This is a genomic window from Streptomyces sp. Tu 3180, assembly GCF_009852415.1.
Taxonomy (GTDB): domain Bacteria; phylum Actinomycetota; class Actinomycetes; order Streptomycetales; family Streptomycetaceae; genus Streptomyces.
On record NZ_WOXS01000002.1, the window covers coordinates 3,057,735 to 3,078,916 of the forward strand.

General features: G+C 74.9%; 21 protein-coding genes. 11 read left to right on the forward strand and 10 right to left on the reverse strand.

The features are described 5' to 3' along the window. The first annotated feature begins 212 nt into the window (after positions 1 to 212). Positions 213 to 1,184: an alpha/beta hydrolase gene (locus GL259_RS14700; RefSeq protein WP_159532891.1), complete on the forward strand. Its 972-nt coding sequence runs from the start codon at positions 213 to 215 to the stop codon at positions 1,182 to 1,184. 124 nt (positions 1,185 to 1,308) lie between these two features. On the opposite strand, the gene GL259_RS14705 is transcribed toward GL259_RS14700, so the two are convergent. The 8 genes from GL259_RS14705 to GL259_RS14740 all read right to left on the reverse strand — a co-directional run bounded on the left by GL259_RS14705 (position 1,309) and on the right by GL259_RS14740 (position 6,091). After that, complete coding sequence (locus tag GL259_RS14705) at positions 1,309 to 1,587, reverse strand: hypothetical protein (RefSeq protein WP_159532894.1); 279 nt, start codon at positions 1,585 to 1,587, stop codon at positions 1,309 to 1,311. A 109-nt stretch (positions 1,588 to 1,696) separates the two neighbouring features. Continuing rightward, positions 1,697 to 1,963, reverse strand: coding sequence for a hypothetical protein (locus tag GL259_RS14710; RefSeq protein WP_159532896.1), 267 nt, complete (start codon positions 1,961 to 1,963; stop codon positions 1,697 to 1,699). A 210-nt stretch (positions 1,964 to 2,173) separates the two neighbouring features. Beyond that, positions 2,174 to 2,455, reverse strand: a complete 282-nt coding sequence (locus tag GL259_RS14715; RefSeq protein WP_159532898.1) for a hypothetical protein — start codon at positions 2,453 to 2,455, stop codon at positions 2,174 to 2,176. Between the two features lie 108 nt (positions 2,456 to 2,563). Beyond that, on the reverse strand, positions 2,564 to 2,833 hold the full coding sequence (locus GL259_RS14720; protein ID WP_159532900.1) for a hypothetical protein: 270 nt from the start codon (positions 2,831 to 2,833) through the stop codon (positions 2,564 to 2,566). A gap of 484 nt (positions 2,834 to 3,317) precedes the next feature. Then, positions 3,318 to 4,184 carry a tyrosinase family protein gene (locus tag GL259_RS14725; protein WP_159532902.1) on the reverse strand — a complete coding sequence of 289 codons (867 nt, stop codon included), beginning with the start codon at positions 4,182 to 4,184 and terminating at the stop codon, positions 3,318 to 3,320. After that, on the reverse strand, positions 4,168 to 4,662 hold the full coding sequence (locus tag GL259_RS14730; protein WP_159532904.1) for a tyrosinase family oxidase copper chaperone: 495 nt from the start codon (positions 4,660 to 4,662) through the stop codon (positions 4,168 to 4,170). Before GL259_RS14730 ends, GL259_RS14725 begins: the two co-directional genes overlap by 17 nt. A gap of 205 nt (positions 4,663 to 4,867) precedes the next feature. Continuing rightward, entirely contained in the window at positions 4,868 to 5,140 is a 273-nt protein-coding gene (locus GL259_RS14735; RefSeq protein ID WP_159532906.1) for a hypothetical protein, read from the reverse strand. A 231-nt stretch (positions 5,141 to 5,371) separates the two neighbouring features. Then, positions 5,372 to 6,091, reverse strand: a complete 720-nt coding sequence (locus tag GL259_RS14740) for a hypothetical protein (RefSeq protein WP_159532908.1) — start codon at positions 6,089 to 6,091, stop codon at positions 5,372 to 5,374. A 360-nt stretch (positions 6,092 to 6,451) separates the two neighbouring features. Here GL259_RS14740 and GL259_RS14745 point away from each other — a divergent pair, with 360 nt between their 5' ends. The 8 genes from GL259_RS14745 to GL259_RS14780 all read left to right on the forward strand — a co-directional run bounded on the left by GL259_RS14745 (position 6,452) and on the right by GL259_RS14780 (position 16,021). Then, positions 6,452 to 7,546 carry a DUF3344 domain-containing protein gene (locus GL259_RS14745; RefSeq protein ID WP_159532910.1) on the forward strand — a complete coding sequence of 365 codons (1,095 nt, stop codon included), beginning with the start codon at positions 6,452 to 6,454 and terminating at the stop codon, positions 7,544 to 7,546. Between the two features lie 38 nt (positions 7,547 to 7,584). Beyond that, the gene (locus GL259_RS14750; protein WP_243762305.1) at positions 7,585 to 8,859 is read left to right on the forward strand and encodes a glycosyltransferase family 4 protein; all 1,275 of its coding nucleotides are present in this window, start codon (positions 7,585 to 7,587) and stop codon (positions 8,857 to 8,859) included. Further along, positions 8,856 to 10,301, forward strand: a complete 1,446-nt coding sequence (locus GL259_RS14755; protein WP_159532914.1) for an exopolysaccharide biosynthesis polyprenyl glycosylphosphotransferase — start codon at positions 8,856 to 8,858, stop codon at positions 10,299 to 10,301. Before GL259_RS14750 ends, GL259_RS14755 begins: the two co-directional genes overlap by 4 nt. A gap of 6 nt (positions 10,302 to 10,307) precedes the next feature. Further along, on the forward strand, positions 10,308 to 11,672 hold the full coding sequence (locus GL259_RS14760) for an O-antigen ligase family protein (protein ID WP_159532917.1): 1,365 nt from the start codon (positions 10,308 to 10,310) through the stop codon (positions 11,670 to 11,672). Further along, positions 11,669 to 13,378 carry a lipid II flippase MurJ gene (locus tag GL259_RS14765; RefSeq protein ID WP_159532919.1) on the forward strand — a complete coding sequence of 570 codons (1,710 nt, stop codon included), beginning with the start codon at positions 11,669 to 11,671 and terminating at the stop codon, positions 13,376 to 13,378. The genes GL259_RS14760 and GL259_RS14765 overlap by 4 nt, the downstream gene beginning before the upstream one ends. Continuing rightward, positions 13,353 to 14,129 carry a polysaccharide deacetylase family protein gene (locus GL259_RS14770; RefSeq protein WP_159532921.1) on the forward strand — a complete coding sequence of 259 codons (777 nt, stop codon included), beginning with the start codon at positions 13,353 to 13,355 and terminating at the stop codon, positions 14,127 to 14,129. The genes GL259_RS14765 and GL259_RS14770 overlap by 26 nt, the downstream gene beginning before the upstream one ends. Positions 14,130 to 14,190: 61 nt before the next feature. Continuing rightward, entirely contained in the window at positions 14,191 to 15,327 is a 1,137-nt protein-coding gene (locus GL259_RS14775) for a glycosyltransferase (protein WP_159538647.1), read from the forward strand. A gap of 25 nt (positions 15,328 to 15,352) precedes the next feature. Continuing rightward, entirely contained in the window at positions 15,353 to 16,021 is a 669-nt protein-coding gene (locus tag GL259_RS14780; RefSeq protein WP_159532923.1) for a lipopolysaccharide biosynthesis protein, read from the forward strand. 26 nt (positions 16,022 to 16,047) lie between these two features. Here GL259_RS14780 and GL259_RS14785 read toward each other — a convergent pair whose 3' ends face one another. Then, on the reverse strand, positions 16,048 to 17,313 hold the full coding sequence (locus GL259_RS14785; RefSeq protein ID WP_159532925.1) for a glycosyl hydrolase: 1,266 nt from the start codon (positions 17,311 to 17,313) through the stop codon (positions 16,048 to 16,050). 178 nt (positions 17,314 to 17,491) lie between these two features. Here GL259_RS14785 and GL259_RS14790 point away from each other — a divergent pair, with 178 nt between their 5' ends. Both GL259_RS14790 and GL259_RS14795 read left to right on the forward strand, forming a co-directional pair. Then, positions 17,492 to 18,745, forward strand: coding sequence for an ATP-grasp domain-containing protein (locus tag GL259_RS14790; protein ID WP_159532927.1), 1,254 nt, complete (start codon positions 17,492 to 17,494; stop codon positions 18,743 to 18,745). 2 nt (positions 18,746 to 18,747) lie between these two features. Further along, a complete protein-coding gene (locus GL259_RS14795; RefSeq protein ID WP_159538649.1) occupies positions 18,748 to 20,013 on the forward strand; it encodes an NAD(P)-binding domain-containing protein in 1,266 nt (421 codons plus the stop codon). A 175-nt stretch (positions 20,014 to 20,188) separates the two neighbouring features. Here GL259_RS14795 and GL259_RS14800 read toward each other — a convergent pair whose 3' ends face one another. Further along, entirely contained in the window at positions 20,189 to 21,148 is a 960-nt protein-coding gene (locus GL259_RS14800; RefSeq protein WP_243762306.1) for a chaplin, read from the reverse strand. Positions 21,149 to 21,182 lie beyond the last annotated feature (34 nt).

A 21,182-nucleotide genomic window follows, 5' to 3' on the forward strand; every position in this document is an offset into this window, starting at 1 on the left:
GACGGACGGCCAACGGGGCTCCCGCGCGGGTGGGTTGAGACGTCGAGCACCTCCCTCCACGGCGCGGGGCCTCGTGCGTCGCGGGGAATCGGGTTCCGTGCGATGGGCGACTTCGCCAGGATCGCCCACAAGTGAGTGGTTACGCCCTAAAGGCGGCATTGTCGGCAATCATGGGCGGGGTCACCGTTGTTGTCTCTGTCCCGGAGCCGTTCATGCGCACTACCGCCACCGCCACCCAGGACGCACCGAACGCACACCGCCATGGTTCCGTCACGCCCGCGTCGGAGCAGGCCGAAGAGCGGAGTCTCACCTTCGAGGGCTTCGCGTACACGTGCCGCATCGTCCACCAGAGCGCTCCGCGGACCGCCCCGCTGGTACTGCTCGGAGGCTCGTCCCAGAACAGGTACTCCTGGCAGGGCCACGAGAAATGGCTGTCACCCCTGTGCACGCTGGTCACCGTGGATCTCCCCGGTTACGGCAGCTCGGACTTCCTGCCCGCCCGGTACGGCATGGACTTCCTCGCCGCCGCGGTCAGACACATGCTGGTGAGCATCGGCATGCCGCAGGTGAACCTGTTCGGGGGCTGCTTCGGTGAGGTCGTCGGTCTCCGCTTCGCGCAGCTCCACCCCGAATTCGTCCGGCGCATCGTCTTCTGCGGCGCGGCGAAGCGCCTTCCCGACCTCTACACCGACGCCGTGCCCCGTCTGTCCCGGGCACTCGAACGCGGCGAGATCGACGAGGCCGCCGGCGGGCTGGTGCGGCTGTTCATGTCCAACCCGGGGGCCGGGCGGGTCCGCAAGCACGCGGCCGTGGCACGCCTCCTCCAGCAGCAGTTCCTGGACCAGACGCCGGAGGAGGTCAGGAAGGCGGTCGAGCACAACACGCGCCTGACGACGCACGGCTGTTACCGGCCCCTGCCGGTCCCCGACGTGCCCTCCCTGGTGTTCACGGGGGAGTACGACACCCTCTGCACCCCGCAGATGGGTCGTGAACTCGCCGCGACGATGCCGTCGGCACGGTTCACGACCATCAAGGAGGCGGACCACCTGGTCACCGTCGAACGCAGGCAGGAGTCCTCGGACCTGATCGGCCGCTTCTGCACCGACCGCCCCATCGACGACCTGCCGTACTGCAACGCCGTCGAGTCGCTGCGCGCCGGGCCCGTCCCGGCGGCGCGCCGTTGACCACGGGGAAGTGACCACGGGGAAGGGCCGGGACCCGCTGGCGGGTCCCGGCCCTTCCCCGTGGTGCGGGTGGTCCGGCGCGGGAGGTGCCGTCGTGAACGACGGCGCCTCGGCCGACGGGGCGTCAGGACTTCTTGCCACCGACGACGACGCTGCTCGCGCAGGAGACCTCCGCGCCCGAACCGGAGCAGGTCTGCGCCATGTCGTTGTCGACGCGGACCTCACCGTACTCGTCGGACGTGAACCGGTACTCGTTCACGTCCGCGCAGCGAACGTTGCCCTTGTCGTTCTCGGCACACGTGCCGGAACCCTCGGCCCCGACGGCCTGGACGGCACCGACGCCGATCAGGGCGAAGCCTCCCAGGACTCCCGCCACCGCTGCGATCTTCTTCGACTGGAACATCTACCTTTTCCTTGAGCGGTCCCGAACCGACCGACGAGCCGACAGGTCCCGGGGTGGGGACTCGCGAGTCCTCACCCCGGGACCTGTCCAGATCACCTGATGGTGATCGTCAGCCGCCGATGCCCAGGCTGTTGGTGCAGGCCACCACGTTGGTCTCGGTGTTCTCGGCGTTGCCGACACCCAGCAGACCGAGCGCCAGGTTGACGTCGTCGATCGCGATGAGCGACTGCACCGAGTTGTCCTGCACGCAGGTGGTGTTCTGCTCGTTGTTCAGCTCCGCCGACGGCCCGTCACCGGCGTGGCTGACACCGGCACCGAGGAAGCCGGCGCTGCCGAGCATGGCCATCACGACGGCAGCCTTCTGGTACTTGCGCATTACCTCTCCATTCTCGAGTAGACACGATCCACTACGGATCGGTCACTGACAGCCACCGAATCTAGGTGGCCTTTGCGGCAATTGATAGGTGAAACGCCGAATCGCGTTTACATGGAGAAAAAGACACTTTGCAGTGCTGTCGTTCATCCATAAAATCGGCCCGGCAATCCGGCGATCAGGCGACAGCGCCACCGCGCTCCTCCCGTACCGTCAGGGCTTCTTGCCGTCGAACACGACGCTGCTCACACAGGAGAGTTCGGCGCCCGAACCGGAGCAGGTCTGCGACGACTTCCCGTCGATGCGGACCTTTCCGTCCTCGCCGCGCGTGATCCGGTGCTCGCTCACCTGCACGCAGCGAACGTTGCCCTTTTCGTCCTCGGTGCAGTTGCCGGGACGACCCTCGGCCCCGACGGCCTGGACGGCACCGACGCCGATCAGGGCGAAGCTCCCCAGGACTCCCGCCGCCGCCGCGATCTTCTTCGACTGGAACATCTACCTTTTCCTCAAAAATCCTGGACCGGCCGACCAGCCGGGCAGGCCCGGGGGGCGGACACGCGGGTCCGCACCCCGGAACCTGCCCGGATCACCTGGCAGTGGCCATCAGCCGCCGATGCCGAGGGCGTTGGTGCACGCCACGGCGTTGGTCTCGGTGTTCTCGGCGTTACCGAGGCCGAGGAGGGCGCCGACGCCCGCGTTGATGTCGTCGATGGCGACGAGCGACTGGACCGAGTTGTCCTGGGCGCAGGTCAGGTTCTGCTCGTTGTTGAGCTTGAACGACGGCTCGTCACCGGCGTGGCTGACACCGGCGCCGAGGAAGCCGACACTGCCGAGCATGGCCACGACGACAGCGGCCTTCTGGTACTTGCGCATTACCTCTCCGTTCTCGAGTAAACACAACCCGTGATGGGTCGGTCACTGACAGTAGGTAACTTAAGCGACATCCGCGGCTTGAGAAAGCCAAAACACCCCAATGCGTATCTTTCTTGTGAAGATGCAGGTCAGGGCGGTTTCGTGTATGTGCCGAATGGCTGAACAGGAGGGCGTGGTCCAGCGGGTCCCCGGGAGCCGGCGGCCGCGGACGCCCGGCGGCCCCCTCTTCGAAGAGGCGGTCCCGGGAAGTACGCCGCACTCCGTGCCGCCGCGCCCACCGGGCCGGCCGCGGGCCCGTGCCCGGCCGGCGGCAGGGCGCCGGGGGACCTCGGCGGGACCCGGGGGCCCGCGCCTGCCGTGCCGGCGCCGGGTCCGTGGCCTGCCGCTGGGACGGCAGGACGGCGACGGCCCGGCGGTGCGGCTGAGGTGCGCGCGGCGGCGCGGAGGGCGGGCAGGGGCGGTGTCCGCCCGGGCCCGCCCTCCCTCACGCGTACCGGTAGATCCCGCCGACGTCCTCCAGCTCGGCCGGTGTCACGTCCCACGGCGGCAGCTGTTCCCGGCGTGCCACGACCCGGCCGTGCTGCGCGTCGCCGGAGCCCGGCGGGGTCGCGGGGAGGTAGCGGGCCCCGCGGTGCCGGCGCTGCCAGCGGTGCCACTGCAGGTCGACGAAGGCGTGGTGCAGCCAGAAGACGGGGTCGTTGACCGAGGCGGCGCCGAGCATGGCGCCGCCGACCCACCGGTGGACGCGGTTGTGGTTGCGCCAGGAGGCGCTGCCCCGGCCGGTGCCCCAGCCCTCCAGCTTGTTGCGGAAGCCCTTCGTGACCGTCGAGTCCCACGGCGCCACGTCGTAGGCGGGGTCCTTCAGCGCCCACTCCAGGTCCCTCTTGGTGGGCAGGTCGATCGGGGCGCTGCGGCGGCCGAGGTCCCGGGTGAGGAACTCCCCTTCGGTCACGCCCACCCGGATGGTCCAGTCGCCCTCCCGGTGGGCGAACGGGCCGGTCGTCACCCGGTGGTCGGAGCGGCGCCCGTTGCCGCCGAGGAGGTCCGCCGTCCACGGGGCGGAGGTGGTCGTGCGGTCGCGGGTCCAGTCCCAGTACGGAAGGGTCACCGAGTCGTCCACCCGGCGCAGGGCGTTCTCCAGGTCGAGCAGGAACCGGCGGTGCCAGGGCAGGAAGGAGGGCGCCATGTGCGCGGTGCGCAGTCCGCGCTCGCCGTCGGAGGCGTAGTACGCGACGTGCATCCGCACGAACTCGTCGTACTCGCCGCGCCGTTTGACCTCCAGCAGCGCGTTGACGAACCGGCGCTTCTCGGCGCTCGTGAGCGTGGCGGCGTCCTTACGCACGTACGCCATGCCGGCCTCCCGCGTGCTCGTGCGGCTGTCCCGCGTCCGCCTCGCGCAGTCGCTCGCCGGGACCGAGCGCGTCGACGGCGGCGCGGGCGGCCTCCAGCGGCGTCCGGTACGAGCAGTAGTGGTCGACCGTGCTCAGCCAGGTGCCGTCGGCGCGGCGCATCAGGTGCAGGGGGCGGCCGTCGACGGTGACGTGCCACCGGTCCTCCTCCGCCGGGTTCCGGGCGGGGGTCAGGACGCCTCGGACGCGGCGGCCGCGGTGGGTCACGTCGAAGCCGGTGTCGCGCGGGGCGTCCCCGGCCGGCGGCCGGGGACGCGGGGACCGGAAGGCGGTGAGCGCCGGGGCCAGCGCGGCGGCGAGCGCGCAGACGCGCAGGCCGCGCGCCATGTCCCGCCGCGTCCTGCCCGCCGGTCCGGGCGGCGCCGGGTCCGGTGCCGTGTCCTCGGCGCCCGCGGGCGCCCCGCCCATGTCGATGATCATGCTGCACTCCTCGTCCGTGCGGTTGTCGGTAGCGGTAACCGACGAACGCGTCACGCGGTCACCGCCGTGCGGCGAACACGGTGAACGCCGGCGAGCGGTACCGGGCGAGCACGCGCAGGCCCCCGCGGACGGGCGTCACCGACCGCGTCAACGAGAAAGTCGGCCCCCGGGAGATCCCGGGGGCCGACTTCCGTACGGCGCGGTGTCAGGCGTGCAGCCCCAGGTCACCGTGCACCGGCTTGGCCTCGTCCAGCGTCGCCGTCGCGTCCTTCGTCGTGTGCAGCAGCGAGCTCTCGTCCTCGGTGTCGAGCGCGTGCGACTCCTCCTGCAGCGGCATCGCCTCGAAGGGGACCGCGGTGCGCAGGCCGGTGTCGAGGCCGGTGGACACCAGGTCGGCCTCCTGGGCGTACGCGGGGGCGGCGATGCCGGCGGCGATCAGGGATCCGGCAATGACGGCGGCGGCCTTCAGGGACTTCATCGTGTTCCTTTCTTCGGCAACGCGGGTCGCCGGAGGGGAATTCTGTCGCCGTGCCCAACGATTTCCGGCCGGAGCGGAAACCGGGAAGCCGAAGACTGGTGATTTCTCATATGAGATCTCAGCACGTCCGTGCCAGGGACGGCCGGCACCGACGGGGAAAGGCCGCCGGACGACAGCGGTCGTGACGCCCCTTCGAGGCCCGCACCGGGCGGGAACCGCGCCGTACGACGCTCACGGGGCCGGCGGCAGCAGCAGCACGGGCGCGGGGAGCGTGACGGCGGGAAGCAGCGGCACCTGCGTCACCGGCACCGTGCCGGCCGGAGCGGGCAGGGTCGACGCCTGCGGGCCGGTGTCGCGCAGCGCGTCGAGGAGGGCGGCCACCTCGGCCAGCAGCTCGTCGACCGAGGAGAGCTCCTCGGCGGTGTCCTCCTCGGCGTCGGAGAGCAGCCGCTCCAGGAGGTCGTCGACGGCCTCGCGCACGGTGTCCAGCAGCTCGCTCGCGAGGTCGGCCTCGTCGGTGAGCGGCGTGCCCTCCTCCGGGGCCGGCACCTCCGGCATCGCTTCCGGCGTCGCTTCCGGCGTCACGGCCGTGGTCGCCGGGTCCGACGCGGCCGGCGTGGCCGTGGTCCCCGGTTCCGGCTCCGTGGCCGCGGCCTTCGCCGCCGCCTCCTCCAGGGCGGCCTCGGCGGCCTCGCCCAGCCTCTTGGCCTCGGCCGGGGGCAGGTGACCGCCGTCCGCCTCGAGCACGGCCTCCAGCAGGTCGACGACCGGGGCGAGTTCGCCCTCCTGCGCGTCGAGGCTCCTGACCTGCACGAGCAGCGCCTCGGACGAGGTCACGGGGGTGCGTTCGCGGGCCGGGTCGGCCGCCGTGGCGGCGGGCCCGGTGATCCCGACCAGGAGGGCGGCGCAGCACGCGCCGAGTGCGATGCGCCGTGCGGGCAGAGCACGCATGGGAGGGAGTCCTTTCGGTGGACGTCGGATCTTGTGCCCACCGTGGAAGCGCCCGTGGCTGCCCGCAACCGGGCATGCGCCGTTCGTGAGCCCCGTTCACCCCGTTGCCCGTCCTGCCTGGTGGGGCCGCGCCCCGGGGTGCCGGCGGCCCGGCCCCGCACCGCCGCGCGGCAGCGGAACGGCGGTGGGGCGACGGGAGCCGGATTCACGATTCCAACACACATGCCGGTATTCACTGAGTTTCAGTGAATTTGTCCGTTTGATGACTAGAGTTGCGATCCGCCCCGCGCACCCCTCCGGGCGGACGCGACGTCCTCGTCCCGCCGCCCGCCCCACCCGTTCCGAAAGGCTCCGACGGTCATGCGTCAATCCCTGGGTCTGCTGCTTCGCCGTGCGACGGTGGGCGCCCTCACCCTCGCCGCGGTGTGGGCGCCCTGCGGCTCCCCGGCTGCCGCGCCGGCCGCACCCGCCCCCGAGGCCCCCGGCCTCCCGTTCGCCCAGCGGTACCGCGCGCTCCAGCACGGCGGCATCGTGCGCGCCGCCAACACCTCCATCACCTGCCGCGCCGCGCAGGCGTCCTCGTGCCGGGACGTGCAGAGGGGCGGCCACGGGGTGAACGGCGACTTCGACATGTTCTACGTCGACGCCGACAGCGACCCGAACACCTACAACTCCTCCCGCGCCGAGGTCCGTCTGCCCGCCGGCTCCCGGGTGACGTACGCACGCCTGTACTGGGGCGGCAACCTGCGCGTGGGCGAGCAGAAGCCGCCCGAGGACAACGGGCGGGTGCTGATCGCCGAACCCGGCGGGGAGTACAAGGAGCTCCTCGCGGACACGGTCGTCGGGCACCGCGTCGCGGACGGCGCGGATGCCTTCCAGGCCTCGGCGGACGTGACCGGCCTGGTGCAGGGCAGCGGGCCGGGCCTGTACACGGTGGCGCAGGTCAACGTGGCCATGGGCGGATCGGCGGCCGGGGCGTGGGGCGGCTGGACCCTGGTGGTGGCGTACGAGAACCCGGCGGAACCCCTGCGGCACCTCGCGCTCTGGGACGGCTTCACCGCCCTGCGGTCCGACGGGGAGGCGCGGATCCCGCTGCGCGACCTGCCCTTCCCCGCGGGCGCGGGGGGCCGGGTGGGCCTGGTGGCGTACAACGGCGACCGCGGCACCGGCGGCGACTCGCTCGTCCTGACCGCCGGCGGGTCCGTGCCCGTGTCCACCGCGCTCGCCGACCGCGCCAACCCCGGCGACGACGTCCTGAACTCCACCGTCAGCGACCCCGGGACGGCCCCGGCGCGGGTACCGGCGCACGCCAACACCCTCGGCTACGACTCCGACGTGTTCGACCTCGCGGGCGCGCTGCCGCACGCCGGCGACGAGGCGGCCCTCCGGCTGACGTCCCAGCGGGACGCGGCCTGGGCCGGCGTGCTCTTCGCCGCCGTCGACGCCCAGCGGTGAACGCGCCGCGGTCCGCCCCGAGCGCCCCCATGAGCTTCGTGAACGAGGAAACCGTGCCCACGGAACCGTCCTTCGCCGGCCGCAGACCGCGGATCCTGCACCTCACCCAGCCGGTGGACGGCGGGGTCGCCCGGGTCGTGACGGACCTGGTCCGAGCCCAGCTGGCGGACGGCCTGGACGTCACCGCGGCCTGCCCCGACAGCCCGCTCGGCGACCGGCTGCGGGCGCTCGGCGCACACGTACGGCAGTGGCGGGCGACGCGGTCGCCGGGCGCGTCGCTCGTGCGGGAGGTGCGGCACCTCGCCCGGCTGATCGACGAGGTGCGCCCCGATCTGGTGCACGCGCACAGCGCGAAGGCCGGGCTCGCCGGACGGCTCGCGGTGCGCGGGCGGATCCCGACCGTCTTCCAGCCGCACGCCTGGTCGTTCGAGGCGGTGGACGGGGGCACCGCGGCCCTGGCGCTGCTGTGGGAACGGTGGGGCGCGCGGTGGGCCGGACGGGTGGTGTGCGTGAGCGAGGCGGAGCGCGCGACGGGCGTGCACGCCGGGATCACCGGCCGGTGGGCCGTCGTCCCCAACGGCATCGACCCCGAGCGCTTCCGTCCGGCCCCCGCCGACGCCGTACGCGCCGGGCTCGCGCCGCTCGCCGCCCTCCCGCCGCGGGCGCCGCTCGCCGTGTGCGTGGGGCGGCTGTGCCGGCAGAAGGGGCAGGACGTCCTGCTGCACGCCTGGAACGCCGTCGCGCGCCGGGTGCCCGACGCCCGCCTCGTCCTGGTCGGCGACGGACCGGACCGGGACCGGCTGCGCGCGCACGCCCCCGCGTCCGTGCTGTTCGCGGGAGCCGTCCGCGACACCGCCCCCTGGTACCAGGCCGCCGACCTCGTCGTCCTGCCGTCCCGCTGGGAGGGCATGGCGCTGGCCCCGCTGGAGGCGATGGCCTGCGGGCGGCCCGTGGTCGTCACGGACGTCGACGGGGCCCGCGAGAGCCTGCCGCCCTCCTTCCCCGCCCGCTGCCTGGTCCCGCCGGAGGACCCCGGGGCGCTGGCCGGTGCCGTCGGCGAGCTGCTGCTCGACCCGCCGCTGCGCGCGTCGCTCGGCGACCGGGGCCGCCGGCACGTGCTGTCCCTCCACGACGTGCGGCACACCGCCCGGGCGGTCGCGGACGTCTACCGCGAGCTGCTCGGCGGCCCGCCCGCCACCGCAACGGCGCGCCCGTCCCGGGCGTTCGAGCGCATCAGGGCCCGCGGCGCCGGGGCCCACCGGACGACACGGCGCGCCGAGCCATCCGAGCACAGGGAGTCCATCCACTCGTGACCGCCGAACGTACCGTGCCCTCCCCCGGCGCAACGCCGCGGGAGCACGGATTCTCACCCGTGTCCGTCGTGCCGCCGCGCGGCACCGACGCCGGCACCACCGGCACCGGCCTGCGGCCGCCCTCCCCCAGGCCACCCGCGCGACCGGCCTCCCCGGTCCCGCTGCGCGTCGCGGACGGTGCCGCCGCCCTGCTGGGCGCGCTGGCGCTCGCCGGCGGCCAGCGCCATCCCCTGCTCATCGCCCTGCTGGTCGGCGCGTCGCTGCTGTCGCGCCCGCGCGCCGGCGGCCCGCAGGCACCGGGACTGCTGGAGGAACTGCCCTCCGTGTGCGGGCGCGTCGCGGTGGTCTGGCTGGCGGTCCCGGCGCTCTGGGCGGCGTACCGGCCGGAGCACGCGCTGTCCGTCCGGACCGTGCTGACGGGCCTCGCCCTGCAGGCGGTGGCGGGCTGTGCGCTGCGCGCGGCCGTGCACGGGCGGCGGCGCGCGGCGCTGCTGCGCCGCCCGCACGCCGCGCTCGTCGTCGGGCCGGTGGCGACCGCGCAGCGGGTGGCCGCCGCCGTGCTGCGCCATCCGCGGTGCGGGGTGCGGCCGGTGGGGATCGTCGCCGACGGGCGGCCGGACGGCGCCGAGGGCGTTCCGGTGCTGTGCACGGACGAGGAGGTCGAGCGGGCGGTCATCCAGAACGGGGTGCGGGCGGTGCTCGTCGCGCACCCCTCGGTGCGCGCCGAACAGGGGCCGCTGCTGCGGGCGCTGGCCGGGTCCGGCTGCGCGGTCTGGGAGGTCGACCCCGACTCCCCGTCGTACGGGCCGGGGGAACGGCTCGCCGGGTTCCCCTGCCGGCGGCTGGACCTCTCCCCGGCGCGCGACGGCGGCGCCGGCAAGCGGATGCTCGACATCCTGGTGTCGGGAGCGCTGCTGCTGCTGGTCAGTCCGCTGCTGCTGGTGTGCGCGGTGACGCTGCGGATCATCGACGGGCCGGGCGTGGTGTTCCGGCAGGAGCGCATCGGCCGCGACGGCGAGCCGTTCACGCTGCTGAAGTTCCGCACCCACCGCCCGGTCGACGAGCACGAGTCGGCGACCCGGTGGAGCGTGGCGGGCGAGCACGAGATGCGCCGGTTCTGCCGCATGCTGCGGCGCACCTCCCTCGACGAGCTGCTGCAGCTGTGGAACGTGCTGCGCGGCGACATGAGCCTGGTCGGACCGCGGCCCGAACGCCCTTACTTCGTGGCGCAGTTCAGCCAGACCTACCCCGGTTACGCGGCCCGCCACCGGATGCGCACCGGCATCACCGGACTCGCCCAGGTCCACGGGCTGCGCGGCGACACCTCGATCGAGGACCGCTGCCGGTTCGACAACGCCTACATCGACGACTGGTCGTTGTGGCGGGACGTGTGCATCCTGCTGCGCACCGCGGCCGCGCTGGTCCGTCCGACGGGGAGCTGACAGACCGTGAGCCACGCCCTCGCACCGCCGCCGCGCCGGGCCGCACCGCTGCCGCCCCGGGCCGTCGCGCTGGTGCCGGTCCTGCCGCTGGTGGCGGTGGTGGCCCTGCTGGCCCTGCCGTCCACGGGGGACGGCGCGGGACCCGCCGACGCGGTCTCCGCCCTGGTGATCGTGTACTGCGTGGTCCGCCTGCTGCGGGAGAGGCGGCGCCCGCTGTCGACGACCGCGGCGGTGGTGCTGGGCCTGCCGGTCGTGGGGCTCGCGCTGGCCGCGATGGGCGCCTCCTCGCCGGAGGCGGGGCTCACCGGTCTGGGCCGCTACCTCCAGGTCTTCGTGCTGGTTCCGGCGGCCGTGCTGGTGCTGCTGCGCCACCGGACCGACTTCCGCGTGCTGGCCTGGTCGTGCGTGGGGGTCGCCCTGTGGCAGGGGGCGGTCGGCGTGCACCAGTACGTCACCCGGACCGGCGCCTCCTACCAGGGGGAGACCGTCCGCGCGGTCGGCACCTTCGGGGCGCAGGACGTGATGGGCATGGCGACGGCGGTCTCGCTGGGCCTGGTGTGCGCGGTCGGGATCGCGCTGGGCCGGGCCCCGGTACGGCAGCGGGCGGCCGCCGCCGGATGCGCCCTGGCGCTGCTGCCGCCGCTCGCGCTCTCCTTCAGCCGGGGCGCCTGGATCGCGACCGCCTTGGCGTGCACCGCGCAGCTGGCGCTGGCCGGGCTGCGGCGGGCGCTGAAGACGGCCGCGGCCGCGGTCGCCGCGGGCGTGGTCCTGGTGGGCGGGTTCGGCCTCGGCACGGCACAGCTGCAGGAGCGGCTCGGCAGCATCACGCAGGTCACCGACGCCCCCGACCAGTCCGTCACGGACCGGTACGCCCTGTGGGCGTCCGCCGCCGACATGTGGCGCGAGCACCCGCTGACCGGCGTGGGCCTGAAGGGCTTTCCCGAGTACCGCGACGGGCACGCCACCCTCGCGCTGTCGTCGGGCAGCGACGTCGAGGGCGCGGGAGAGGCGTTCCACCGCCAGGCGCTGCTCTCCCCGCACAGCATGTACCTGCTGGTGCTGAGCGAGCAGGGCCTGATCGGGCTGCTCACGCTCGCCGGGAGCTGGCTGGCGCTGCTGGTGTGCGGGCTGCGGCGGCTGCTGCGGGTGCGCCGTCGCGGACGGGGGCTCGACTGCGGGCTCGTCGCCTGCGGGCTGCTGGTCTGGTCGCTGACCGACTTCGTGTACGGCGACATCGGCGGCCCCTCGACCGTGCTGACCGCCGTGGGCCTGGGCCTCACGGCGTGGTGGGCGCTGGCCGACGGCGGGCGGACGGGGGCCGCGCGCCGTGGCGGAGGGCCCGGGCACGCCGGGGAGGCGGTGGCACGATGACGGTGGTGCCCTCCCGGGCCCCCGGGTCCACGGCCGACGAGGCGGCGGCCGTCCCCGCGGCGCGCACCGCCGGTCCGGCCGGGGACGGCGCCGACCCGGCCTCGCCGTCCCGGCGGTTCCTCGCCCGGGCCACGCTCGTCACGGCGTCGCTGTCCGTCGCCGGCTCCCTGCTGGGCCTGGTGCGCGACCAGTCGCTGGCCCGGCTGTTCGGTGCCGGGAGCGACACGGACGCCTTCCTGGTCGCGTGGACCGTGCCGGAGATCGCCGCGACGCTGCTGATCGAGGACGGGCTGGCGATCGCGCTGATCCCGGCGTTCAGCGTGGCGCTGGCCCGCCGTGCCCGGGGCGCCGCGGGCGATCCGGTGCGCGCCCTGGTCGCCGCCACCCTGCCCCGGCTGTGCCTGGCCTTCGCCGCGGTGGCCGCCCTGGTCGCCGCCGTCGCCCCGCACCTGGTCCGGGCCCTCGCGCCGGGTCTGCCCGATCCGCGCCTGGCCGTCGACTGCACCCGGCTCACGGCGATCAGCGTGCTGGCCTTCGGGCTCGCCGGGTACTGCAGCGCCGCCCTGCGGGCCCACCGCCGCTTCTTCGCGCCCGCGGCGATCTACGTCGCCTACAACACCGGCATCGTGGCCGCGATGTTCCTGCTCGGCGGCGAGTGGGGCGTGCGCTCCGCGGCGGTCGGGGTCGCGGTGGGCGGCTGTCTGATGGTGGTGGTGCAGCTGCCTTCGCTGCTGCGGCAGCTGGCGTCGCGCACGCCGGCGTCCGGCGGGACCGGGGCCGACACCGACGCCGGCGCCGGGGAGCGGCCGGTGCGCCTCGCCCTGATCGCCGCCGTGCTCCTGTTCGCGCTGTGCCGCCAGTCGCAGGTCCTCGTCGAACGCTTCCTGGCCTCCTCGCTGCCCGCGGGGGCCATCTCGCACCTGAACTACGCGCAGAAGGTCGCGCAGATCCCGATGACGCTGTCGCTGATGCTGTGCACCGTCACCTTCCCCGTGGTGGCGCGGGCCCTCGCGGACGGCGACACCGAGCGGGCCCGCACCCGCGTGGAGCGGGACCTGGTGCTGGCCTCCTGCGTGGTGCTGCTGGGCATGTGCGCGGTGATCGCCTGCGCCCCGCAGATGATCGAACTGCTCTTCCAGCGGGGCGCGTTCACCGCGGACGACACCGCCGCGACGGCGGACGTCATGCGCGTGTACGCCCTCGGGCTGCTGGGCCAGACCCTGGTGGGCGCCCTGATCCGCTCGTACTTCTCGACCGGCCGGCCGAGCTGGTACCCCGTCGGGGTGATGGCCGCGGGCATCGTCGCGACCTCCCTGATCGGCGCCGCGACCGTGGGCCGCTGGGGGGTGGCGGGGATCGCCGCCGCCAACGCCTTCGGCATCACCGTCACCGCCGCCCTGCTGCTGGCCGGCCTGCGCACCGCCCGGCGCACCGGCGCCCCGGGGGTCTCGGTCCGCGTCCGGCGGGTCCTGGCCGGACTGAGCAGGCCCGTGCTCGCCGCGGCCGCCGCCACCGCCGCCGGGGCGTTCGCCGCGAGCCGGCCGGACGCGCCGGCGGCGGGCCTCGCGGCGGGCTGCCTGACCGTGACCGCCGTCTTCGCCGCCCTCTCCCTGGTCCTGGGCGTCCAGGGCTCCGCATCCGCACTGCGCTCCGCACGCACCGTCACACGAAGGCTCGTACATGGCTGCTTCCGTTGGTTCCGTTGAACCCGCCGGCACCGGCGCCCTCCCCGCCCCGCGCCGCCCGGGCCCCGTCCCGTGGGTGGCGATGTACCACTCGGTGGGCGACTGCTCGGACGATCCGTACCGCATCACCGTCACCCCCGAGCGGCTCTCGGGGCAGCTGTCCTGGCTGCGCCGGCGCGGGCTGCGGGGCGTGTCCGTGGCCGAGCTGCTCGCCGCCCGCGCCCGGGGCGCCGCGCGGGACCTGGTCGGGCTCACCTTCGACGACGGGTACGCCGACTTCGTCACCGACGCCCTGCCGCTGCTGCGCCGCTGGGACTGCGGCGCCACCCTCTTCGTGCTGCCCGGGCGGCTCGGCGGCGACAACGCCTGGGACCCGCTCGGCCCGCGCAAGCCGCTGCTGACCGCCGACGGCATCCGCCGCGCGGCCGCCGAGGGCGTGGAGATCGGCTCGCACGGGCTGACGCACGTCGATCTCACGAAGGCGGACGACGTCACCCTGAAGACCGAGGTCGCCGAGAGCCGCGCGCTGCTCGCGGAGCTGACCGGCAACCGGGTCGACGGCTTCTGCTACCCGTACGGCACGGTCGACGCCCGCGCCGTCGAGGCCGTGCGGGAGGCGGGCTACGCCTACGCCTGCGCCATCGACCCCGGCCCGCTGACCGGTCCGCACGCCCTGCCGCGCGTGCACGTCGGCCAGAACGACACGGCGTGGCGCCTGCACCTCAAGCACCGGCTGCACCGGCTGCGCCGGCGCCCGGCGGGAGGGGTGTGAGATGCAGGCGTGCGACACGGGGACGCGTGACGTGAAGGCGCGGGACACCCGGACGTCCGGCATGCGGGTGCTGCACGTCATCACCGGCCTCGGCGTCGGCGGGGCCGAGCAGCAGCTGCGGCTGCTGCTGCGTCACCTGCCCGTCGACTGCGACGTGGTGACGCTCACCAACCCCGGCGCGGTCGCCGACGGCCTCGCCGCCGACGGCGTCCGCGTCGTGCACCTGGGCATGGGCGGCAACCGCGACCTGGCCGCGCTCCCGCGCCTGGTCCGGGTGATCCGCGCCGGCGGCTACGACCTGGTGCACACGCACCTGTACCGGGCCTGCGTCTACGGCCGGATCGCCGCGCGCGTCGCCGGGATCCGCGCGGTCGTCGCCACCGAGCACTCCCTGGGCGACTCGCAGATGGAGGGCCGCAGGCTGACGGCGGGGGTGCGCGCGCTGTACCTCGCCAGCGAACGGCTCGGCTCGGCGACGGTCGCCGTCTCCGACGCGGTGGCCGAGCGCCTGAGGCGCTGGGGCGTGCCCGCGCCCCGCATCGAGGTCGTCCCCAACGGCATCGACCTGGACCGCTTCCGCTTCGACCCGGAACGGCGGGAGCGCACCCGCCGGCGCCTCGGCCTGCCCGAGGGGGCGTTCGTCGTCGGCGGCGTCGGCCGGCTCGCCCGGGGCAAGCGGTTCGACGTCCTCGTCCACGCGCTGGCCCGGCTCCCGGAGGACCACTGGCTGCTGCTGGTGGGCGGCGGCCCCGAGGAGCACGTCCTGCGCCGCACGGCCCGCGAGGCCGGTGTGGCCGGGCGGGTCCTGTTCACCGGCGAGCGCCCCTGCGTCCCCGACGGCTCCCCGGGCCCCGACCTGCCCTCGCTCACCTCGGCGATGGACCTGCTCGCCTCCCCGTCCGCGGAGGAGGCCTTCGGCCTGGCGGTCGTGGAGGCGCTGGCGTCGGGCCTGCCCGTGCTCTACGCCTCCTGCCCGGCGGTCGAGGACCTGCCGGCGGCGGCCGCCGGCGGCGCCCGGCGGGTGCGCGGCGGCCCCGAGGCGTACGCCCGCGCGATCGCCGAGGTCCGCGCGGCGGGCCCCGGGCCGCGCACGGCACCCCGGGCCGCGCACCACTACAGCATCACCCGCAGCACAGCCCGCCTCATGGACGTGTACGCGGCGGCCGTCGCCGGCTCGTCACCGTCCCCCGCACCTTAGACGTCGTTAAGGGAGCAAACCCGTCATGACCGACACCCCGACCCGTCGGCGCCGTCCGCCCCTGGCCGCCTCCCTGGCCCGTGCCGGGAAGCTGCCGGCCTGGTCCGCGCTCGCGGCGGGCACCCTCGTCGGCGGTCTGTGCGGCGGCGCGTACGGGCTGTTCACGCCCCCGGCGTACACGGCCACCAGTTACGTCGTCGCCGTGCCGACGGACAAGGCGCCCCCGGAGGCCGCCCGCGGTTTCGCGCAGGCGTACGGCCGGGTGGCCACGCAGCTCGCGGTGCTCGGCGACGCACAGGTGTGGGCCGGAGTGCCGGTGCGGACGCTGCGGGACAGCATCCGCGCCTCGACCTCCCCGGACGCGCCGATGGTCGCCGTCACGGCGACCTCCTCGCGGCCCGGACTCGCCGTCGACATGGCCGACGCGGTCTCCCTCGCGCTGACCCGGCACGCGGAGCACGCCCGCAACAGCACCCAGGTCCGGCTGGTGCGGTTCTCGCGCGCGGTGAGGCCGACCGAGCCGGCGTCCGCGTCGCCGGCGGTGACCGCCCTGGTCGGTGCGAGCGCCGGCGGGCTGCTGGGCGGTCTGGCGCTGCTGGTCCGGCCGGGGCGGCCCGGCCGGGACGAGGGCCCCGCGCCCGCCGCCTCGGTACCGGGCCCGGCCACCGCCGCCGACGCGCACGGACAGCGGTGACGGCGGTGGGCCCGGCCGGGCCGGCGTCAGGGCGCGCTGCGCGACCACCAGTCGAAGCGCAGGCAGAGCTTCCCGCCGAGCCAGTGCTCCACAAAGCTGCCCAGGTCCAGCGGCGAGCAGTTCTGCGGGGGCGGCGGAGCGGTGGGCCCGGGCGGTGTGGGGGTGGGGACCGGGGCCGGCTCGTCCGAGCGGCCGGAGAGGACGGACCGGTAGACGCGGGACGACTCGGGGTTGTCGTCGCACTGCCACACGCCGTGCGGGCAGTAGTCGGTCAGCGTGTTGTACAGCGGCCGGTGCTCGTCCATCCACGCGAGCATGCGCCGCATGTACTCGGGATTGTCACCGTTGCGGAAGAGCCCCCATTCGGGATAGGAGACGGGTTTTCCGTGGGCCTTCGCGAAATCGACGTGCGCCCGGAGTCCGTAGGGCTCCTCCACCTGTTCGTCGAACGACATTCCGGCCGGCTGGTCGTAGGCGTCCATGCCGATGATGTCGACCGTGTCGTCCCCCGGATAGCACCGGGTCCAGGGAACGGCGTCCCGGCCGCGGTTCGGCGTGAAGTCGAACCGGAACTTCTGGCCCGGCACCGCGCGCATCGTGGTGACGATCCTGTTCCAGTACTTCTTCCAGGACTCCGGGTCGGGCCCGCACCGGTGGGTGTAGGTGGTGCCGTTCATCTCCCAGCCGAGCACGAGGATCGTGTCCGGCACCTTCAGTGCGACCAGCCGCTCGGCGAGCGCGCGGAAGTGGTGGTCGAACTCCCCGGCGGCGCCGCGCCGCAGCAGCCGCCGCACCTCGTCGTCGGAGACGCCCCCCTCGTTGCGCTCCTGCAGGGGGACGTTGAGGACGAGCATCCGGTCCTCCCGCGCGTTGCGCCAGTGCGCCCAGTCCTCGAGGAAGCGGATGTCGCCCTCGATGTCGCTCCAGTGGTTGCCGGGCAGGTAGGTGTGCCCGACGCGCAGCTCGGCACCGCCCAGCCAGTGGCTCAGCTGCTCCACGCGGGCCACGCCCCGGGCGTCCGAGGCGAGGAAGGCGCCGAAGGCCGGGACCTTCGGACGGGGCACCTGGACGTCCCAGGTGGTGACCGGCAGCGGGGGAACGGCCGGTGCCGCGGGGACCGGGGGCGTCACCCCGGGCACCGTCGGGGCCGGCGCCGGAGGGCGGGAGTCGTCGGCTCGCGCCGCCCCCGCCCCCGGCGCGGGACCGGCCGCCGCCAGGGCGGCCGACACGACGACCGCCGCCGCGCCCATGGCCGGCCCGCGGACCCGGACCCGCTTGTGCTGTGGGGCCATGGCTGCTCCTTTTCTCGCTCTCGTCCGCCTTCTGACACTGCGCCCTTTGTTGACGAACAGTCATATGAAGTAAAGGCACAGGAAAACCGACGGCGCCAGCGCCGTACGGCTTTCGAGTGCCGGGCTCGCCCGTGCGAGTGAGCCGCGCCAAAAGAAATCCAAAAGAAAGTGAGGACGCGTGTTGTTGCTCGACACCCGTGTCCCCGCCGTACTGCTGCGGGTCGACCGGAATCCCTTTCACCACGGAACGCTGGGGGCGGTGCGGTCGCTCGGCAGGGCGGGCGTGGAGGTGCACGTCGTCGCCGACGCGGCGGGAGGCCCCGTCCACCGGTCGCGTTACGCGCACCGCATGCACCCCCCGCCCCTCCCCGGGGCGTCGGCGCAGGAGATCCTCGCCGCGCTGCGCCGCGTGGCCGAACGGGTCGCGCGTCCCGCCGTGCTGGTCCCGCTGGACGACGCGAGCGCCATCGCCGTCAGCCGCGTACGGGACGACCTCGCCCCCTCCTACCTGCTGCCGGAGATGCCGGGCACGCTGGCCGAACGCGTCGCCGACAAAGCGGAACTGGCCGCCGTGTGCGCGTCCGCGGACGTTCCGCACCCGGTGACGCTGGTCCCGGACGGCCCGGCGCGGGCCGCCGAGGACGCGCGGCGGCTCGGGCTGCCGCTGGTGGCGAAGTGGAGCCGGCCCTGGCTGCTGCCGGCCGGCTCCGGGTTGCGCAGCACCCAACTGGTGCGCTCCGCGCGGCAGGCCCGGGAGCTGTACCTGCGCACCGAGGAGGCCGGCAGCCGGCTGCTGCTGCAGGCGTACCTGCCGCCGGGAAAGGACCGGGACTGGTTCTTCCACGGCTACGCCGACCGCTCGGGCACCGTGCGCGCGGGCGGGCCGGGCCGCAAGCAGCTGTCCTGGCCGCGCGGGGCGGGCCTGACCGCCGTGGGCCGCTGGACGCCCAACCCCGAGGTGCGGGCACTGGCCGAGCGGCTCGTCGGCGAACTCGGCTACCGCGGCGTCCTCGACCTCGACTTCCGCCGCTGCGGCACGACGGGCCGCTACCACCTGCTCGACTTCAACCCGCGCCCCGGCGCCCAGTTCCGGCTCTTCGCGGACAGCTCGGGACTGGACGTGGTGCGCGCCCTGCACCTGGACCTGACCGGCCGTGAGCTGCCGGACGGGGAACCGGTGGCCGGACGGGCGTTCGTGGTGGAGAACTACGCGCCGTTCGCCGCGCTGCGGCCGGCGCCGGGCGGCCGCGAACTGGCCTGGTACGCCCGGGACGACCGCGGCCCCGGGTGGGCGATGTGGTCCCTGTGGTGCCGTCATGTGTCCGGCCGGGTGCGCGAGCGGCTGGCCGCGACGGCCCCGGTGCCGGCACCGCGCGCGATCCCCCGGGCGATCTCGCCCTCCCTGACCGACAACGAGAAAGCGAGCAGTTGATGATGTACGACCTTCTGGTGGTCGGCGCGGGTCCGTACGGTCTGTCGATCGCGTCCCACGCCGCGGCCGCCGGGCTGAACCTGCGCGTGTTCGGCCGGCCCATGGCGTCCTGGCGGGACCACATGCCCGGCGGCATGTTCCTGAAGTCCGAGCCGTGGGCGTCCAACCTCTCCGACCCGGCCGGGCGCTGGCGGCTGGACGCCTACTGCGCCGAGCAGGGGCTGACGGCACGTCACGCCGAGCCGATCCCGGTGGAGGCCTTCGCGGCGTACGGCCTGTGGTTCGCCCGGAACGCCGTGCCGGCGGTGGACGAGCGCACGGTGACCCGGGTGACGCCCGGCCCCGACGGCTTCACGGTGGTCACCGAGGACGGGGAGGCGCTGCACGCGCGGACCGTGGCGCTGGCGGTCGGCGTGATGCCGTTCATCGAGGTGCCGCAGACCCTGCGCGGACTGCACCCCGCCCTGGTCACGCACAGCAGCCACCACAGCGACCTCGGCCGCTTCCAGGGCAAGGACGTCACGGTGATCGGCGGCGGTCAGGCGGCGCTGGAGACCGCGGCGCTCCTCGCCGAGCAGGGCACGCGGGTACGGGTGCTGGCGCGGGCGGAGCGGCTGCGGTGGAACGACGTGCCGCCGCCCTGGGAGCGGCCCTGGTGGCAGTCGGTGCGCTCCCCGCACAGCGGCCTGGGCCCCGGCTGGCGGAACTGGTTCTACTCCGAGCGCCCCGGTCTCTTCCGGCGGCTGCCGGAGGCGACCCGGTCGCGCATCGCGGCCACGGCGCTGGGTCCCGCGGGCGCCTGGTGGGTGCGGGGCCGGGTGGAGCGGGCGGTGGACCTGCTGCCGGGCCACGAGGTCACCAAGGCGAGCGCGGTGCCGGGCGGGGTGCTGCTGGAGACGGTCAGCCTCCAGGGTGCCCGGCGCAGCCTGGAGACCGAACACGTCATCGCCGCCACCGGGTTCCGGGCGCGCTGCGACCGGCTGGGGCTGCTCTCCGCCGAGCTGCGCGGCACGCTGGCCACCCTGCCCGACGGTTCCCCGGCACTGGGGCACACCTTCGAGTCGTCCCACCCCGGGCTGTTCCTCGCGGGCCTGGTGACCGCGTCCGGCTTCGGACCGGCCATGCGCTTCGTCCACGGCGCGACGTTCACGGCGGCGACGCTCGTGCAGGGGGTGCGCCGCCGGCTCAGGGCGGCTCCGCCGCGCGGGACGGTTCCCGTGCCGAGCGGCGGCAGCCGGAGCGCGTCGCCGTCGCCGGTGGGCCAGTGACGCCGGGGGCGGGCGGCGCCGGCGCCGCCCGCCCCGTCCGGTCGGGGAAACGGCGCGTCCCCCGGACCGGTCCGGCCACCTCGCGGGGTGGCCCGGGCCGGTCCGGGGGACGTGTCGTGCTCCGGTGGGTGCCGGGGCCGGGCGGGGTGTTCCCGGCACCGGCGCCCGGGAGCGGCTAGCGGCGGGCGCCGACGCGCCGGCGGCGGTACAGCATCGCCCCGCCCGCGATCAGCGCGGCGCTGGTGGCCGAGGCGGCGATCAGGCCCTCGCTGCCGGTCTCGGCCAGGTGGGGCCCGGTGCCGGGCCGCTCCTCGTCGACGGACGGAGGCGCGGGCGGCGTCTTCCTGCCGGGCTCGGGCGCCGGCGTGGGGGTGGGGGTGGGGGTGACGGCGGGCGGGGTCGTGTCGTCCTCGCCGTAGCCGTACCCGGTGTTGGCGCAGGTGTTGTCGTACGCGGAGTCGAACAGCCCGATCAGGTCGACGGCGTTGCCGCACGCGTTCACCGGCACGTGCACCGGCACCTGGACGTTGTTCCCGGACAGCACACCGGGGGAGCCCTGGGTACCGCCCACCGCGTGCGCACCGCCGTACGAGGAGCCGCTGCGGGAGGAGGCGTCGTGGGAGGAGTCCGACGACCGGTCCTCGGCCCGGTGCGCGTGCGAGCCGTTGGCACAGGAGTTGCCGGCCGCCGTGTTGAACGCCCCGACCGCGGTGACGTCGTTGCCGCACACGTTCACCGGCACGTGCACCGGCACCTGGACGTTGTTCCCGGACGCCACGCCGGGGGAGTTCTCCGCGCCGCCCACCGCGTGCGCACCGCCGTGCGAGGAGCCGCTGCGGGAGGAGGTGCCGTGGGAGGAGTCCGACGACCGGTCCTCGGCCCGGTGCGCGTGCGAGCCGTTGACGCAGGAGTTGTCGAACGCGCCGTTGAACGCGGCGACCGCACCGACGGTGTTGCCGCACACGTTCACCGGTGCGTGCACCGGCGCCTGCACGTTGTTCCCGGACAGCACACCGGGAGAATCCTCGGCACCGCCCACCGCGTGCGAGTCGGCGAAGGCGGGGGTTCCGTACAGGGACAGAATGCCCGTGGCGGCGGCCGCCGCGAACACTCCCCTGCTCAGGGTCTGTCGCAATGTGGTTGTCTTCCTGCTTGAAGAATGGGAGCGG

Excerpts from the sequence above, each read along its gene's own strand:
- GL259_RS14700 (WP_159532891.1), top strand. The coding sequence starts at position 213 with ATGCGCACTACCGCCACCGCCACCCAGGACGCACCGAACGCACACCGC.
- GL259_RS14705 (WP_159532894.1), bottom strand. The coding sequence starts at position 1,587 with ATGTTCCAGTCGAAGAAGATCGCAGCGGTGGCGGGAGTCCTGGGAGGC.
- GL259_RS14710 (WP_159532896.1), bottom strand. The coding sequence starts at position 1,963 with ATGCGCAAGTACCAGAAGGCTGCCGTCGTGATGGCCATGCTCGGCAGC.
- GL259_RS14715 (WP_159532898.1), bottom strand. The coding sequence starts at position 2,455 with ATGTTCCAGTCGAAGAAGATCGCGGCGGCGGCGGGAGTCCTGGGGAGC.
- GL259_RS14720 (WP_159532900.1), bottom strand. The coding sequence starts at position 2,833 with ATGCGCAAGTACCAGAAGGCCGCTGTCGTCGTGGCCATGCTCGGCAGT.
- GL259_RS14725 (WP_159532902.1), bottom strand. The coding sequence starts at position 4,184 with ATGGCGTACGTGCGTAAGGACGCCGCCACGCTCACGAGCGCCGAGAAG.
- GL259_RS14730 (WP_159532904.1), bottom strand. The coding sequence starts at position 4,662 with ATGATCATCGACATGGGCGGGGCGCCCGCGGGCGCCGAGGACACGGCA.
- GL259_RS14735 (WP_159532906.1), bottom strand. The coding sequence starts at position 5,140 with ATGAAGTCCCTGAAGGCCGCCGCCGTCATTGCCGGATCCCTGATCGCC.
- GL259_RS14740 (WP_159532908.1), bottom strand. The coding sequence starts at position 6,091 with ATGCGTGCTCTGCCCGCACGGCGCATCGCACTCGGCGCGTGCTGCGCC.
- GL259_RS14745 (WP_159532910.1), top strand. The coding sequence starts at position 6,452 with ATGCGTCAATCCCTGGGTCTGCTGCTTCGCCGTGCGACGGTGGGCGCC.
- GL259_RS14765 (WP_159532919.1), top strand. The coding sequence starts at position 11,669 with ATGACGGTGGTGCCCTCCCGGGCCCCCGGGTCCACGGCCGACGAGGCG.
- GL259_RS14770 (WP_159532921.1), top strand. The coding sequence starts at position 13,353 with ATGGCTGCTTCCGTTGGTTCCGTTGAACCCGCCGGCACCGGCGCCCTC.
- GL259_RS14775 (WP_159538647.1), top strand. The coding sequence starts at position 14,191 with ATGCGGGTGCTGCACGTCATCACCGGCCTCGGCGTCGGCGGGGCCGAG.
- GL259_RS14780 (WP_159532923.1), top strand. The coding sequence starts at position 15,353 with ATGACCGACACCCCGACCCGTCGGCGCCGTCCGCCCCTGGCCGCCTCC.
- GL259_RS14785 (WP_159532925.1), bottom strand. The coding sequence starts at position 17,313 with ATGGCCCCACAGCACAAGCGGGTCCGGGTCCGCGGGCCGGCCATGGGC.
- GL259_RS14795 (WP_159538649.1), top strand. The coding sequence starts at position 18,748 with ATGTACGACCTTCTGGTGGTCGGCGCGGGTCCGTACGGTCTGTCGATC.